The following is a 15,149-nucleotide window of genomic DNA, read 5'->3' as shown; positions in this document are numbered from 1 at the left end:
ACGGCCTCGGCGGGCGCGTTGCGCGGGGAGCCGCCGTCGATCACGACGACCGAGCGGCGGGAGCGAGCGAGGACCAGTGCACCGTTCAGCCCCGCAGCGCCCCCGCCGATCACCACCGCGTCGACAGTCTCCTCGGACAGTGCGTCGCTTGCGTACGGAGGAGTCGCCACCGCCATCGCCTCCTGCGTTTCCTTGTCAGTCATGGTTCGGTCAGTCCTTCGAGTTCTGGGTGGTGGTTGGCGGGGGGGTAGCCCGACATTCGTGATGCACAGCCTGTCCGGGGAGGTCAGGACCGTTGTGGACTGAACAGTCGGAAACCTAGATGGTTCTGTACTGACTTGTCAAGAAGGGTGGGTCGGACGTACCTTCGGTGCATGGCCAGACCACGAAGCTTTGACCGCGACCACGTCCTGCACGCCGCCGAGCGGCAGTTCCGCGCCTCGGGCTACAACGGCACGAGCGTCGACGACATCAGCACCGCCACCGGCCTGGGCCGCGGCAGCCTCTATGCCGCGTTCGACGGCAAGCACGGCGTGCTGCTGGAGGCGATGACCGGCTACTTCTCCCGGCTGGGGCAGGGGCCGCCGAAGATGCTCGCCGGACCGGACGAGGGCGCCCTGGAACGACTGCACGCGTACCTGCTGCGCGCCGTCCACGGAGTGCCACTCGCCCCCGACGTGCCTCCCGCCGACGACCGGACGGAGGCGGCCTGCTTCGCCGCCAAGATGGCCCTGGAGATCGGCGCCTCCGACCCCGAGGTCAAACGCCTGGCCCACGACTGCTTCACCGTGGTCAGGACAGCGGTGGCCGACTGCCTGCGAGCGGCACAGCGCCACGGCGACCTCGCCCCCGACGCGGATGCCGACGACCTCGCCTACCTCCTGCTGACCGTCATCCGCGGGAGCGATGTCGTGGGCGCGTACGGCCACAGCCCCGACCGCCTGACCTCCATCGCGGAGACCGCCTTCGCCCTACTGCCCCGCCCCCGCCACACCTGAGAGCTGAGAAGGGGACGGCCGGCCTCGTCGCACAGGCATGCGATGCGGCCGGCCCAACTTCGACGCGCGGGGACACGGCCCGCAGGTTCACGCGCCGCCGGGCGGTCGCCTGGGCGGCGGGCCGAAGACTGCGCCCGCATCCAGTCGAGTTGCTCCGCCGCAGGCGCGGTGTGGCCGGTCCTGAACTGCTCGGTCAGCCGCCGAAGGATGCGCCGCCGACAAACTCGAAAATACGAAGAACCCCGGACCCATCCGGGGCCGGGGTTCAAACGTGCTGTTCTGGTGTCCGAGGGGGGACTTGAACCCCCACGCCCGTTAAAGGGCACTAGCACCTCAAGCTAGCGCGTCTGCCATTCCGCCACCCGGACAAGGTGTCTGCCGCAGTCGGGGGTGTTCCCCGCAGCGGCATGGCCAACAATACCAAGGTTTCGGACTGGCTTTCACCTGCATATCTCTCACCCCGGGCGACCGCGCGGAGCGACCGTACGACTACCGCGCCACGCCTACTTCTCCCGCTGGTGGTACATCTCGCGCGTGTGCTCCGTGTGGGCCCGCATGATCTCCGTCGCGCGCCGCTCGTCGCGGTCGGCGATCGCCGCGATCAGCGCGCGGTGCTCGATCCAGGACTGCTTCCCGCGCTGCCGGGCGACCGGCGTGTAGTACCAGCGGACCCTGCGGTCGACCTGCGCCGCCAGCTCGGCGAGGACCGTATTGCCGGCCAGTTCCATGATCTTGGCGTGCAACCGGGCGTTCATGGCGACCGCGCCGTCCACGTCATCGGCGGCGACGGCGCGCTCGCCCTCCGCACACAGCTCCTCCAGCGCGGCGATGGACGCGGCACCCGCGTTGGCGGCGGCGAGCCGGGCCGCCTCGGCCTCCAACAGCGCGCGGACGGTGAGGAGTTGATCCGCCTCCGCTTCCGTCGGCTCGTGCACGAAGGCGCCCTGGGCGGGCCGCAGATCGACCCAGCCGTCCGTGTTCAGCCGCTGGAGCGCCTCCCGTACGGGCTGGCGGGAGACCCCCAGATGTCCGGCGAGCTCACTCTCCACAAGATGCTGCCCGGGCTGCAGGGCTCGGGTGGTGATGAGTTCGAGCAGCGCCTCGTACACCCGGTCACGGAGCGGGCCGGGACGTTCGAGCTTGGGTACCGCGCCCTGCGGCAGTCCTGTCGTCGACAACATCGCAGCCCCTCCTCTGCAGCGCCGTGGCTACATATGAGAGCCAAGTATGAATTGGCTTTCGCCTACAGTCTACGGCGCACAAACCCCGCAAACCCCGGGAACCCGGTGCTCACACGGCACGGGTGGCCGTCCGGGTGCCACCGCAAACCCTTGCTGCCGCCATCTCCATCCTGTAGACAATATTTCGTCGACAGTTTTCGCCATTCTCGACAGTTCCGCGGTACACCCTCGACCGAACGGAGCGCCACCCAGTGAAAGTCGCCATCCTCGGCGCCGGTGCCATCGGCGCCTATGTCGGCGCGGCCCTGCACCAAGCAGGCGCCGACGTCCACCTTGTCGCCCGTGGACCGCACCTCGCGGCCATGAGGCAACACGGCGTACGGGTCCTCAGCCCACGCGGTGATTTCACCGCTCACGCCCAGGCCACCGACGACCCGGCCGACATCGGCCCCGTCGACTATGTCTTCCTCGGACTCAAGGCGAACTCGTACGCGGCGTGCGGGCCGCTCATCGAGCCCCTGCTCCACGGGTCCACGGCCGTCATCGCGGCGCAGAACGGCATCCCGTGGTGGTACTTCCACCGCCACGGCGGACCTCACGACGGGCATCGTGTCGAGAGCGTGGATCCCGGCGGCGCGGTCAGTGCCGTACTCGCGCCCGAGCGGGCCATCGGCTGCGTGGTGTACGCGGCGACCGAGCTCGAAGGGCCGGGCGTCGTCAGACACCTGGAGGGCACCCGGTTCTCCATCGGCGAACCGGACCGCACCCTCTCCCCCCGCTGCCTGGCCTTCAGCGAGGTCATGCAGGCCGGCGGGCTCAAATGCCCGGTCGAACCCGACCTGCGCAACGACATCTGGCTCAAGCTCCTCGGCAACATCTCCTTCAACCCCATCAGTGCCCTCGCCCGTGCCACGATGCGTCAGATGTGCCACCACGGCGGCACCCGGCAGGTCATCCAGACCATGATGGAGGAGACCCTCACCGTCGCCGAGGCCCTCAACTGCCGTATCGGCATCTCCATCGAACGCCGGCTGGCCGGAGCGGAACGCGTGGGCGACCATCGCACCTCCACGCTCCAGGACCTCGAACGGGGCAAACCCCTCGAGCTCGACGTCCTGCTGACCGCCGTCATCGAGCTCGCCGACATCACCGGTGTCGACGTCCCTACCCTGCGGACCGTCCACGCCATCAGCGACCTCCTGGCGTTGGGAACCGCCGCGTGACTCATTATGGATTCTGTATACGATCCATCTGTATACTGTCTTCTCGCACGCGTTCGGTGTCCGACTGCCCCTGCACGGAGGCGACATGGAAGATCTGAATCCCGAGGTGGTGCTGGGAATGGCCGCCCAGGCACCCGACGGCATAGTGATCATCGACGGCGAGGGACTGATCCGCTTCTGGAACCGGGGCGCGGAGCGCATCTTCGGGTTCTCTGCTGGTGACGTGGACGGTCGCAGCCTGGACGTCATCATCCCCGAGCGGCATCGCAAGCGTCACTGGGACGGCTTTGAGGAGGCCATGGACCGGGGCACGACCAAGTACGGGGACGCGGACCTGCTGAACGTTCCCGCACTGGCGGCGGACGGCCGCAAGCTGTCCATCGAGTTCAGCGTGGTGCTGCTGCCGGGCCCCGACGGCAGCACATACGTCGGAGCGGTCATCCGGGACGTCACCGCGCGCCGCGAGCGCGAGCGCGAACTCATGCGTCGGCGGGCCGAGGCCGACGCGTCGGTCTGAGTCCCACCGGACAACGTGCCCGATGACACGGAAGCGGCCGTGGCCCACAAGGCCACGGCCGCTTCCCGTCGGACACCGCGTCGGTCACCGCGTCAGACGATGACGCCGCTCTCCTTCAGCCGGCCGATGGTCTCCTCGTCGTACCCGAGTTCGACCAGGACCTCGGAGCTGTGTTCGCCCAGCAGCGGGGCGCCGACGATCTCCGGCTTGAAGGAGGAGAACTTCACCGGGCTGCCGACGGTCAGATAGGTGCCCCGCCCCTTCTGCTCGACCTCGACGACCGTGCCGCTCTTGCGCAGGTCCTCGTCGTAGGCCAGCTCCTTCATGCTCATGACCGGGGCGCAAGGGACCTCCCACTCCCGCAGGATGTTCACCGCCTCGTACTTGGTCTTGTCCGCGAGCCACTTCTCGATCTCGTCGAAGATCTCGAAGATGTGCGACTGCCGGGCGCGCGCGGTGGCGTACGCCGGGTCCTCGGCCCACTCCGGACGGCCGATCACCTCCGCCGTGCGCTTCCAGTTCTGCTCCTGGACGGTGAAGTAGATGTACGCGTTCGGGTCCGTCTCCCAGCCCTTGCACTTGAGGACCCAGCCGGGCTGCCCGCCGCCGCCCGCGTTGCCCCCGCGCGGCACGACGTCGGTGAACTCGCCGTTCGGGTACTGCGGGTACTCCTCCAGGTGGCCGACCCGCTCGAGGCGCTGCTGGTCGCGCAGCTTGACCCGGCAGAGGTTGAGGACGGCGTCCTGCATGGAGACGGACACCTTCTGCCCCTTGCCGGTCTTCCCCCGGTCGATGATCGCGGTGAGGATGCCGATCGCCAGGTGCATACCGGTGTTGGTGTCGCCGAGGGCGCCACCGGAGATGGTCGGGGGGCCGTCCCAGAAGCCGGTGGTGGAGGCGGCGCCGCCCGCGCACTGGGCGACGTTCTCGTAGACCTTGAGGTCGTTCCAGGACGACTGGTCGTTGAAGCCCTTCACCGAGCCGAAGATCAGGCGCGGGTTGAGTTCCTGGATGCGCTCCCAGGTCAGGCCCATCCGGTCCAGGGCGCCCGGCGCGAAGTTCTCCACCAGCACGTCGGCGTCGGTGATGAGCTTCTCCAGCACCTCGAGACCCTCGGCGGTCTTGGTGTTGATCGCGAGGGAGCGCTTGTTGCTGTTGAGCATCGTGAAGTACAGCGCGTCGAGATCCTCGATGTCCCGCAGTTGCTTCCGGGTGACGTCGCCGCCGCCCGGGCGCTCCACCTTGAGGACGTCGGCGCCGAACCAGGCGAGCAACTGCGTGCAGGCGGGACCGGCTTGGACCCCGGTGAAGTCGATCACCTTGATTCCGGCGAGCGGCTTTTCACTCATGTCAGCTTCCTTTTCATGTGCGTAGGGTCACTTCTTCGCTGCGGTGGTGATGTTGCCGACGGTGATGCCCTTGGGGTTGAGGTGCGAGATGTGGCCGCTCTCGGTGCCGGCCGAGGGGTCGATCACGCAGTCGATGAGGGCCGGTCCGCCGGAGGCCAGGGCCTCGGTGAGGGCGGCGGTGACCTCGGCGGGCGTGGTCGCGCGGTAGCCCCTGCCGCCGAACGCCTCGATCATGAGGTCGTGGCGGGCGGAGCCCATGAGGGTCGTCGGCGAGGGGGCGTCGTCGTAGGGGTTGGTGTCGTCGCCCCGGTAGACCCCGCCGTTGTTCATGATCACGGTGACGACGGGCAGGTTGTAGCGGCAGATCGTCTCGATCTCGATCCCGCTGAACCCGAAGGCGCTGTCGCCCTCGACGGCCACGACCGGCGCGCCGCTCTCGACGGCTGCGGCGATGGCATATCCCATACCGATGCCCATGACGCCCCAGGTCCCGCTGTCGAGACGGTGGCGCGGTACGTGCATGTCGATGACGTTGCGCGCGATGTCCAGCGCGTTGGCGCCCTCGTTGACGATGTACGTCTCCGGGCGCGCGCGCACGACATCGCGTACGGCCTTCAGGGCGCCCATGAACTGCATGGGGTGCGGGTCGGCCGCCAGGCGCTGCGCCATCTTGGCCACGTTCTGCGCCGAGCGGGCCCCGAGCTCCTCGCGCCAGGCCGAAGGGGCCGAGATCTGACCGGGCTTGGTCCGCTCGGCGAGTGCCTCGAGCACCGACTCGATGTCACCGACGAGGGGGGCGGCGATGGGCTGGTTGCTGTCGATCTCCTTGGGGTCGATGTCGATCTGCACGAACCTGGCCTCGGGGTTCCAGCCCGCCTGGCCGTGCCCCAGCAGCCAGTTGAGGCGGGCACCGATCAGCATCACGACGTCGGCCTTCTTCAGCGCGAGTGAGCGCGCGGTGGCCGCCGACTGCGGGTGGTCGTCGGGCAGCAGGCCCTTGGCCATCGACATCGGTACGTACGGAATGCCCGTGGACTCGATGAACTCGCGGACCCGTTCGTCGGCCTGCGCGTACGCGGCGCCCTTGCCCAGCACCACCAACGGCCGCTCGGCGCCTGCCAACAGCTCGATCGCCCGGTCCACGGCCTCCGGCGCGGGCAGCTGACGCGGCGCGGGGTCGACGAGGCGGCTCAGGGTCTTCGCGCCCTCCTCGGCCGGCATGATGGCGCCGAGCACGGCGGCGGGGATGTCGAGGTAGACGCCGCCGGGGCGTCCGGAGATCGCCGTGCGCAGCGCGCGGGCGATGCCCCGGCCGATGTCCTCGACGCGGCTGACCCGGTAGGCGGCCTTGACGAACGGCTGCGCGGCGGCGAGCTGGTCCATCTCCTCGTAGTCGCCCTGCTTGAGGTCGACGAGATGGCGCTCGCTGGAGCCGGAGATCTGGACCATCGGGAAGCAGTTGGTCGTCGCGTTGGCCAGCGCGACCAGACCGTTGAGGAAGCCGGGCGCCGACACGGTCAGGGCCACGCCGGGCTTCTTGTTGAGGTAGCCGGCCGCGGCCGCCGCGTGTCCGGCGTTGCTCTCGTGCCGGAAGCCTATGTAGCGGATGCCCTGCGCCTGGGCGAGGCGGGCCAGGTCGGTGATCGGGATGCCGACCACTCCGTAGATGGTGTCGACGTCGTTCATCTTCAGCGCGTCGACGACCAGGTGGTACCCGTCGGTGAGTTCGGTCGGAACGTCGGCTGCTGCCGCGGTCTCCAGGGGCGAGGGGGCGGTCATGGTCCGAGGTCCTCCTTGGGCAGGTCCTGCCGGAGCGGCTACTTCATTCACCATCCGCAGCGCGCCCGGCCGCGTCCAAGACCCATCGGCGACCAGCCGATAAACAGCTTCTATCGAGGGCTGGTCGAGGGCTTGCCAACTCCCTTGATAGACGGCTGCTATCGGCCGTTCACCAGTGCGTATTGGACGCCGACCGCGGGCCGCCGCAGGCTCGCAGAGGACTGCTTCATCAGAGCTGGCGCGAGGGGGTGGGGGCATGGCGGTTCCGGCCGCGGCATCCGTGCGCGACGTGAACCGGTACCGGCCTCCGGCGGTCACCGGCCTCGTGGATCTCCTCGACTGGCAGGTGCGGGAACGGCCGTACGCCCGGGCTCTGGTGGTCACCGGTGAGCGGGTGCCGCTTTCCTATCGGGGCCTTGCCACGCTGGCCGCCGACGTGGCGGACCGTCTCGGCCGTGCGGGTCTTCGGCGGGGTGACGCGGTCGGGCTGATCTGTGCCAACACCGCCGAGTTCGTGGTGGCGTTGCTGGGTGCGGCGCGGGCGGGGCTGGTGGTCGCTCCGCTGGATCCGGCGCTTCCCGCGTCCCAACTCGTGGCCCGGCTGCGCGCGTTGGGGGCTCGGGCGGTGCTCGTAGGACCGTCCGTATCCGATGTCGCCGTACTGCCGGTGCCGGTGTGGCCGTTGCGGGTGGAAGTGTCCCGGGCGGGTTCGGCGGCGGTCGCACTCGACACCGGGGACGTGCCCGAAGTGGCGGTCACCGCAGGCGAGTTGTCGGATCGGGACGCCCTCGTCCTGTTCACGGCGGGGACCACCGGCCGGGCGAAGATGGTCCCGCTGACCCACGCCAATGTGGCCGCCTCCGTGCAAGGAGTGTGTGCCACCTACGAGTTGGGCCCGGGGGACGCGACGGTCGCGGTGATGCCGTTCTTCCACGGGCACGGGCTGTTCGCGGCGCTGCTGGCCTCCCTGGCCAGCGGAGGGTGCGTACTGCTGCCCGAGCGGGGGCGCTTCTCGGCGGGCACGTTCTGGGACGACATGCGGGCCGTGACCGCCACCTGGTTCACCGCGGTGCCGGCGATCCACGAGATCCTCCTCGACCGCTCGGAACGGGAGTACCCGGGACCGAAGGCGCCGCCCCTGAAGTTCGTACGGAGTTGCAGCGCCCCCCTCAACACGGCCACGCAGCGCGCGTTGGAGCGGACGTTCGGCGCTCCGCTGCTGTCCGCGTACGGGATGACCGAGTCCTCGCACCAGGCGACCAGCGAGCCGCTGCCCGAGCGGGGCGCACTGAAGCAGGGCTCGGTCGGGCGGCCGACCGGGGTCGAGGTGCGGGTCGTCGACCGGAGTGGGCGGGCGTGTCCGGTGGGCGTCGAGGGAGAGGTGTGGGTGCACGGTCCGACCGTCGCCCGCGGCTATCTCGGCGATCCGGACGGGACGGCGTACATCTTTGTCGACGGGTGGCTGCGCACCGGTGATCTGGGCGCGCTGGACGCGGACGGCTATCTGTCGCTGACCGGACGGATCAAGAACCTCATCAACCGGGGCGGGGAGAAGATCTCGCCCGAGCATGTCGAGGACATCCTCGCCGGTTGCCCGGGGGTCGCCGAGGCGGCCGTGTTCGCCGTACCCGACGCGGTCTACGGGCAGCTGGTCGGTGCCGCCGTGGTGGTGCGCGCCGGCGAGGACGTGGGGCCCGCGGAGATCCTGCGCTACTGCCGGGACCGGCTGGCCGCGTTCGAGGTGCCGGACAGGATCGAGCTGGTCGCCGCCCTCCCGCACACCGCGAAGGGAGGCCTGGACCGGAAGGCCGTACAGGCCCGGTACGCGCCCTGAGGGGCGGGCTCGGTGCCCGCAGGTCAACGCACGCTGTGCTCGGTCGGTGTCGGTGTCGGCAGCGGATGCGGTGTCGGCAGGGGAAGCGGAAGTGGCATCGGGCGGGCGAAGAATTCGTCGAGGGACAGGCCCGTCGCGGCGTTGACGAACGCCCGCGCGGCGACCGAGCCCGGTGTGGCCGCGTGGATCGCCACCGAGACCTGCGCGCCGGCCTCCGGGTCGACCAGGGGCAGCGCTCTCGTCCGGCCGACGACGGGCATCGCGCGCAGCCAGGTGTGCGGCACTATGCTCGCCCAACCGCCGCCGCCCACATGGGCGTAGAGGGAGGCGATGGAGTCCGTCTCGACCTGCGGGGTCACCACGAACCCCTTCTGCGCGAACACGGTGTCGACGATCTGGCGGATGCGCATGTCGGGTGTCAGCAGGGCGAGCGGCAGTTGGGCGGCGTCCGCCCAGGTGACGGTGGCCGCCTGGGCGACGGGTTGGTCGTCGGAGACCAGCAGCATGTAGCGCTCCTGGTAGAGGGGGACGACCTGGAGGCCCTCCTGGTCGCCCGGGTCGAAGTGGGCTATCGCCACGTCCAGTTCGTAGTCGCGCAGTTGGCGGTGGAGTTCCTTCGTCGACAGCCGGGACCTGACCTGCACCTTGGCCAGCGGATGGGCGGCGCAGAAGGCCGCGACGGGGAGCGCGAGAGTCGTGGACGCCGTGGGGTCCGTGCCCAGCCGCAGTGTCCCGGTGATACCGGACTGTACGGCGGCAACTTCCGCCTTGAACGCGTCCTGTTCGGCGAGGATGCGTTTGGCCCAGACGACGAGGCGTTCGCCTTCCGGGGTGAGGCCCTGGTAGTTGTGGCCGCGGTTGATCAGCGTGACGTTCAACTCCCGTTCCAGCTTGGCGATCGCGGCCGAGAGCGCCGGCTGGGAGACGTAGCAGGACTCCGCCGCCCGGGCGAAGTGCCGTTCCCTCGCCACCGCCACGAAGTACTCCAGCTGCCGGAACAGCATGAACGACTCCTCTCTGTCGGTCAGCGCAGGAGCTTCACGGCGGCCACCACCAGGGGGTCGAGTCCGTCCGCCCCGGCATCGACGAACTCGTACAACCGGGTACGCATGCGCGGGTCCCAGAACCTGCCCACGTGCCCGGCGATCGCCTCGGCGGCGACGTCGTCCGGCAGATGACCGTGGTTGGCGGCGATGTCGTTGGCCATCCGGCGCTCCGGGGGTACGGCGGTTGCGGCCATCTCAGTCCGCCACCATGACCAGGCCGACCTGCACGGCGGTGACCTTGTACTCCGGGCAGTTGGTCGCCCAGTCGGAGTTCTCCGTGGTCACCACGTTGGCGCCGGTCACCGGGTGGTGGAAGGTGGTGTAGACGACGCCGGTCGGCATCCGGTCGGAGATCTCCGCGCGCAGCGTCGTCTGCCCGACGCGACTCGCCAGGGTGACCATGTCACCGCTCTTGATGCCGCGGTCCTCGGCGTCGTGCGGGTGCAGTTCGAGGATGTCCTCGGGGTGCCAGGCAACATTGCCGGTGCGGCGGGTCTGCGCGCCGACGTTGTACTGGCTGAGGATGCGGCCCGTGGTCAGCACCAGGGGGTAGCGCCGGGTGCTGCGCTCGTTCGTCGGCACGTACGAGGTGACCACGAACCGGCCCTTGCCGCGCACGAATTCGTCCACGTGCATGATGGGCGTCCCCTCCGGCGCCTCCTCGTTGCACGGCCACTGGATGCTGCCGAGCTTGTCCAGCAGCTCGAAGGAGACACCGGTGAAGGTGGGGGTGACCGAGGCGATCTCGTCCATGATCTGGCGCGGATGGTCGTACGCCATCGGGTAGCCCATGGCGGTGGCGATCTCGCTGACGATCTGCCACTCGTGCTTGCCCGTCTTCGGCTTCATCACCGCGCGCACCCGGTTGATCCGGCGCTCGGCGTTGGTGAACGTGCCGTCCTTCTCCAGGAACGAGGCGCCGGGCAGGAAGACATGCGCGAACTTGGCCGTCTCGTTGAGGAACAGGTCCTGTACGACGACCAGTTCCATGGCCTCGAGCGCGGCGCTGACGTGCTTGAGGTTGGGGTCCGACTGGGCGATGTCCTCGCCGTGGACGAACAGTCCGCGGAAGGTGCCGTCGATCGCCGCGTCGAACATGTTCGGGATACGAAGTCCCGGTTCGGCGAGGAGGGTTCCGCCCCAGAGGTTCTCGAAGACGGTACGCACGGCGTCGTCGGATACATGCCGGTAGCCGGGGAGTTCGTGCGGGAAGGAGCCCATGTCGCAGGAGCCCTGCACGTTGTTCTGACCGCGCAGCGGGTTCACGCCGACGCCGTCCCGGCCGATGTTGCCGCACGCCATCGCGAGGTTGGCCATTCCCATGACCATGGTCGAGCCCTGGCTGTGCTCGGTGACACCGAGACCGTAGTAGATGGCTCCGTTGGGGGCGGTCGCGTACAGCCTTGCGGCGGCCCGGAGTTCGGCGGCCGGTACGCCGGTGATCGGCTCGACCGCCTCCGGGCTGTTCGCGGGGCGGCCCACGAACTCCGCCCACTGGTCGAAGTCCTCGCACCGCGCGTCCACGAAGTCCCGGTCGAACAGGGCCTCGGTGACCACCACATGGGCCATCGCGTTCACGACGGCCACGTTGGTGCTCGGCCTGAGCTGGAGATGGTGCTCGGCCTCGATGTGCGGCGAGCGGACGAGGTCGATGCGGCGCGGGTCGACCACGATGAGCTTGGCGCCCTCGCGCAGCCGGCGCTTCATCCGGGAGGCGAACACCGGGTGCCCGTCGGTGGGGTTGGCGCCGATCACCATGATGACGTCGGCCTCGGCCACGGACCGGAAGTCCTGGGTGCCCGCCGACTCGCCGAAGGTCTGCTTGAGTCCGTATCCCGTCGGGGAGTGGCAGACACGGGCGCAGGTGTCGACGTTGTTGTTGCCGAAGGCGGCGCGCACCATCTTCTGTACGACGTACACCTCTTCGTTGGTGCAGCGCGAGGAGGTGATGGCGCCCACCGCACTCGTTCCGTACCGGTCCTGGAGTTCGCGCATGCGGCGGGCGACCATGCCGATCGCCTCGTCCCACTCGACCTCGCGCCAGGGATCGGTGGTCTTCTCCCGCACCATGGGCTTGAGTTGGCGGTCGGGGTGGGTGGCGTACCCGAAGGCGAAGCGGCCCTTGACGCAGGAGTGGCCCTCGTTCGCCCCGCCGTCCTTGTACGGCACCATGCGCACCAGTTCGTCGCCGCGCAGCTCGGCCTTGAAGGAGCAGCCGACTCCGCAGTAGGCGCAGGTCGTCACAACCGACCTGGTGGGCATGCCGAGTTCGACGACCGAGCGTTCCTGGAGCGTGGATGTCGGGCAGGCCTGGACGCAGGCTCCGCAGGAGACGCACTCGGAGTCCATGAAGGTCTCGCCGGCGCCCGCCGACACCTTGGAGTCGAAGCCGCGCCCCTCGATGGTCAGCGCGAAGGTGCCCTGGACCTCGCCGCAGGCCCGTACGCAGCGGGAGCAGGCGATGCACTTGGAGGGGTCGAAGTCGAAGTAGGGGTTGGAGGTGTCCTTCTCGGCGTCGAGATGGCTGGCGCCCTCGTAGCCGTACCGGACCTGCCTGAGCCCCACCACCCCTGCCATGTCCTGGAGTTCGCAGTCCCCGTTGGCCGGGCAGGTGAGGCAGTCGAGGGGGTGGTCGGAGATGTAGAGCTCCATGACGCCCTGGCGGAGCTTCTCCACCTTCGGTGTCTGGGTGCTCACCTTCATGCCGTCGGCGCACGGTGTCGTGCAGGAGGCCGGGGTGCCGCGCCGGCCGTCGATCTCGACCACGCACAACCGGCAGGAGCCGAACGCCTCCAGGCTGTCGGTGGCGCACAACTTGGGTATGTCGACGCCCGCTTGTGCCGCCGCGCGCATCACCGAGGTGCCCTCGGGGACGGTCACCGGAAGGCCGTCCACCTCCACCGACACCGTTGCCGGGCCGGGGCGTTCCGGGGTTCCGAAGTCGGGTTCCTTGAGGAGTGTCATGCCGTTCCCTCCGTCTTCGGGCGGGTCGCCGGTACGGGCTGGATGCTCAGAAGTTGACGGCCGCCGAGGAAGTCGTCGGGGAAGTGGGTGAGGGCGCTGCGCACGGGCATCGGGGTCAGCCCGCCCATCGCGCACAGCGAGCCGTCGGTCATCAGGTCACAGAGGTCTTCCAGCAGGGCGAGGTTCTCGTCGCGGTGCGTACCGGCCACGATCCTGTCGATCACCTCGACGCCACGGACCGAACCGACTCTGCACGGTGTGCACTTGCCGCAGGACTCCTCGGCGCAGAACTCCATCGCGAAGCGGGCCTGCGCCGCCATGTCCACGCTGTCGTCGAAGACGACGATCCCGCCGTGCCCGAGCATCGCGCCGGCCTCGGCGAAGGCCTCGTAGTCCATCGGCAGGTCGAACATCGACGTCGGCAGATACGCGCCGAGGGGTCCGCCGACCTGCGCCGTGCGCAGCGGGCGTCCGCTGCGGGTGCCGCCGCCGAAGTCCTCGATCAGCTCGCGCAGGGTGATGCCGAAGGCCGTCTCGACGATGCCGCCGCGCGCGATGTTGCCGCCGAGCTGGAAGACCTGGGTGCCGCGTGAACGGCCGACGCCGAGGTCCTGGTAGGCCTTCGCGCCGTGGGCGAGGACGACCGGGACGGTGGTCAGGGTGAGGACGTTGTTCACGACGGTCGGCTTGCCGAACAGGCCCTCGATCGCCGGGATCGGCGGTTTCGCGCGCACGGTGCCCCGCCTGCCCTCGAGGCTCTCCAGCATGGAGGTCTCCTCGCCGCAGATGTACGCACCCGCGCCGACACGGACGTGCAGGTCGAAGTCGAGGGCGGAGCCGAGGATGCCCTTGCCGAGCCAGCCGTGCTCGCGGGCGATCTCGATGGCCTCGCGCATCGTGGCGATCGCGTCCGGGTATTCGGAGCGGATGTAGAGATAGCCCTCGCTCGCGCCGACGGCGTGCGCGGCGATGGTCATGCCCTCGATGAGGAGGAACGGGTCGCCCTCCATGACCATGCGGTCGGCGAAGGTCCCGCTGTCGCCCTCGTCGGCGTTGCAGCAGACGAACTTCAGCTCGTCGGCGCAGTCCAGGACCGTCTTCCACTTGATGCCGGCCGGGAATCCGGCGCCGCCGCGACCTCGCAGTCCGGATTCGGTGACCTCGGCGACCACGTCGGCGGGCGCCATGTCCAGGGCGGCCCGCAGCCCGGCCAGGCCGCCGTGCTCGACGTAGTCCCGCGTCGACAGGGGGTCGGTCAGCCCGACTCTGGCGAAGGTGACACGGGTCTGGTGGGCCAGCCAGGGCAGTTCGTCGACCAGGCCGAGGCGCAGCGGGTGGTCCGCGCCGTCCAGCAGGCCGGCGGCCAGGAGTGCGTCCACGTCCTCGGCGGCCACCGGGCCGTAGCCGACGCGGCCCTGCGGGGTCACTACCTCGATCATCGGCTCCAGCCAGAGCATGCCGCGCGATCCGTTGCGTACGACGTCGATGGCGAAGTCGCCGCGGGTGGCGGCCCGTTGCAGGGCGCCCGCGACCTCGTCGGCGCCGACGGACCTGGCTGCCGAGTCACGGGGGACGTAGACGGTGGCGGCGCTGTGCGAGGAGTTGTTCATGAGGAGACCGTCCCCTTCAGCGATCCGTTGGGCGTCGCGTCGCGCGTGCCGTTGAGGAGGGAGCCCAGTCGGGCCGGGCTCACCCGTCCGTACAGCCGTCCGTTCGCCTCGACCGACGGCCCCAGTGCGCAGTTGCCCAGACAGAAGACCTGCTCGACGGTCACCGACCCGTCCACCGACGTCTCCCCCAGGGTCAGTCCGCTCTCCCGTACGTGGTTCACGAGGCGGTCGGCTCCCAGGGCCTGGCAGGCCTCGGCGCGGCAGACGCGCACCGTGGTGCGGCCGGCGGGCTCGCGGCGGAAGTCGTGGTAGAAGGTCACCACTCCGTGGACGTCCGCCCGGGAGAGGTTGAGTTCGTCGGCCAGCACCGGAACCGCCTCCTGCGGCACATGGCCCAACTCGGCCTGGATCGCGTGCAGTACGGGCAGCAGCGCGCCACGCCAACCCCGGTGATCGGCCACCGCCCTCCGGACCACGCTCTCGACCGTCATATCGCTCCCGCTGGTCGTCATGATCGCTCCGCCTTCCGAAACGCGGTCCCCGGCGAGGGTTGCAGGAGACTTCGACGATACCCCATACAGGCTTCTGTATACAGACGACAGTTTGAACTGGCCTCAGCGCAACGGCGACCACGCCATGTTGCATACC

13 protein-coding genes and 1 tRNA gene are annotated in these 15,149 nt (G+C 69.4%); 4 read left to right on the top strand and 10 right to left on the bottom strand.

The features are described 5' to 3' along the window. The coding region (locus ABZ855_RS36130; RefSeq protein WP_360814170.1) for an FAD-binding protein at nt 1–176 on the bottom strand (176 nt) is incomplete at its 3' end. Nucleotides 177–374: 198 nt separating this feature from the next. Between ABZ855_RS36130 and ABZ855_RS36125 the strand changes: the two genes are divergently transcribed. Continuing rightward, nucleotides 375–998 carry a TetR/AcrR family transcriptional regulator gene (locus ABZ855_RS36125; protein ID WP_360814160.1) on the top strand — a complete coding sequence of 208 codons (624 nt, stop codon included), beginning with the start codon at nt 375–377 and terminating at the stop codon, nt 996–998. 280 nt (nt 999–1,278) lie between these two features. Here the strand turns inward: ABZ855_RS36125 and ABZ855_RS36120 are convergent. Beyond that, nucleotides 1,279–1,366 (bottom strand) — tRNA-Leu (locus ABZ855_RS36120). Between the two features lie 135 nt (nt 1,367–1,501). After that, complete coding sequence (locus tag ABZ855_RS36115; protein ID WP_360814158.1) at nt 1,502–2,179, bottom strand: GntR family transcriptional regulator; 678 nt, start codon at nt 2,177–2,179, stop codon at nt 1,502–1,504. Between the two features lie 251 nt (nt 2,180–2,430). Here ABZ855_RS36115 and ABZ855_RS36110 point away from each other — a divergent pair, with 251 nt between their 5' ends. Both ABZ855_RS36110 and ABZ855_RS36105 read left to right on the top strand, forming a co-directional pair. Beyond that, a complete protein-coding gene (locus ABZ855_RS36110; protein ID WP_360814156.1) occupies nt 2,431–3,402 on the top strand; it encodes a 2-dehydropantoate 2-reductase in 972 nt (323 codons plus the stop codon). 85 nt (nt 3,403–3,487) lie between these two features. After that, nucleotides 3,488–3,919, top strand: a complete 432-nt coding sequence (locus ABZ855_RS36105) for a PAS domain S-box protein (RefSeq protein ID WP_360814154.1) — start codon at nt 3,488–3,490, stop codon at nt 3,917–3,919. A gap of 92 nt (nt 3,920–4,011) precedes the next feature. Here ABZ855_RS36105 and frc read toward each other — a convergent pair whose 3' ends face one another. Next, the gene (gene frc / locus ABZ855_RS36100; protein WP_360814152.1) at nt 4,012–5,268 is read right to left on the bottom strand and encodes a formyl-CoA transferase; all 1,257 of its coding nucleotides are present in this window, start codon (nt 5,266–5,268) and stop codon (nt 4,012–4,014) included. A gap of 27 nt (nt 5,269–5,295) precedes the next feature. Further along, a complete protein-coding gene (gene oxc / locus ABZ855_RS36095; protein ID WP_360814150.1) occupies nt 5,296–7,047 on the bottom strand; it encodes an oxalyl-CoA decarboxylase in 1,752 nt (583 codons plus the stop codon). Between the two features lie 256 nt (nt 7,048–7,303). On the opposite strand from oxc, the gene ABZ855_RS36090 reads away from it, so the two are divergent. Next, nucleotides 7,304–8,881 (top strand): FadD7 family fatty acid--CoA ligase, encoded by a 1,578-nt coding sequence (locus ABZ855_RS36090; RefSeq protein WP_360814148.1) that lies wholly within the window; start codon nt 7,304–7,306, stop codon nt 8,879–8,881. Between the two features lie 23 nt (nt 8,882–8,904). On the opposite strand, the gene ABZ855_RS36085 is transcribed toward ABZ855_RS36090, so the two are convergent. Genes ABZ855_RS36085 through ABZ855_RS36065 form a run of 5 tightly spaced genes read right to left on the bottom strand, consistent with a single transcriptional unit; the run spans nt 8,905 to nt 15,013 of the window. After that, on the bottom strand, nt 8,905–9,885 hold the full coding sequence (locus tag ABZ855_RS36085; RefSeq protein ID WP_360814146.1) for a LysR family transcriptional regulator: 981 nt from the start codon (nt 9,883–9,885) through the stop codon (nt 8,905–8,907). A gap of 20 nt (nt 9,886–9,905) precedes the next feature. Then, on the bottom strand, nt 9,906–10,121 hold the full coding sequence (locus ABZ855_RS36080) for a formate dehydrogenase subunit delta (RefSeq protein ID WP_327698753.1): 216 nt from the start codon (nt 10,119–10,121) through the stop codon (nt 9,906–9,908). 1 nt (nt 10,122) lies between these two features. Next, the gene (gene fdhF / locus ABZ855_RS36075) at nt 10,123–12,891 is read right to left on the bottom strand and encodes a formate dehydrogenase subunit alpha (protein ID WP_360814144.1); all 2,769 of its coding nucleotides are present in this window, start codon (nt 12,889–12,891) and stop codon (nt 10,123–10,125) included. Then, a complete protein-coding gene (locus ABZ855_RS36070) occupies nt 12,888–14,501 on the bottom strand; it encodes an NADH-quinone oxidoreductase subunit NuoF (protein WP_360814142.1) in 1,614 nt (537 codons plus the stop codon). Before ABZ855_RS36070 ends, fdhF begins: the two co-directional genes overlap by 4 nt. Then, nucleotides 14,498–15,013, bottom strand: coding sequence for a formate dehydrogenase subunit gamma (locus tag ABZ855_RS36065; protein WP_360814140.1), 516 nt, complete (start codon nt 15,011–15,013; stop codon nt 14,498–14,500). The genes ABZ855_RS36070 and ABZ855_RS36065 overlap by 4 nt, the downstream gene beginning before the upstream one ends. Nucleotides 15,014–15,149: the final 136 nt, after the last annotated feature.

The sequence above is a fragment of the Streptomyces sp. NPDC047042 genome (assembly GCF_040644035.1).
Classification (GTDB): Bacteria; Actinomycetota; Actinomycetes; order Streptomycetales; family Streptomycetaceae; genus Streptomyces.
Note: the sequence above shows the minus strand (reverse complement) of the source record. Positions and strands in the feature narration are given on the sequence as shown.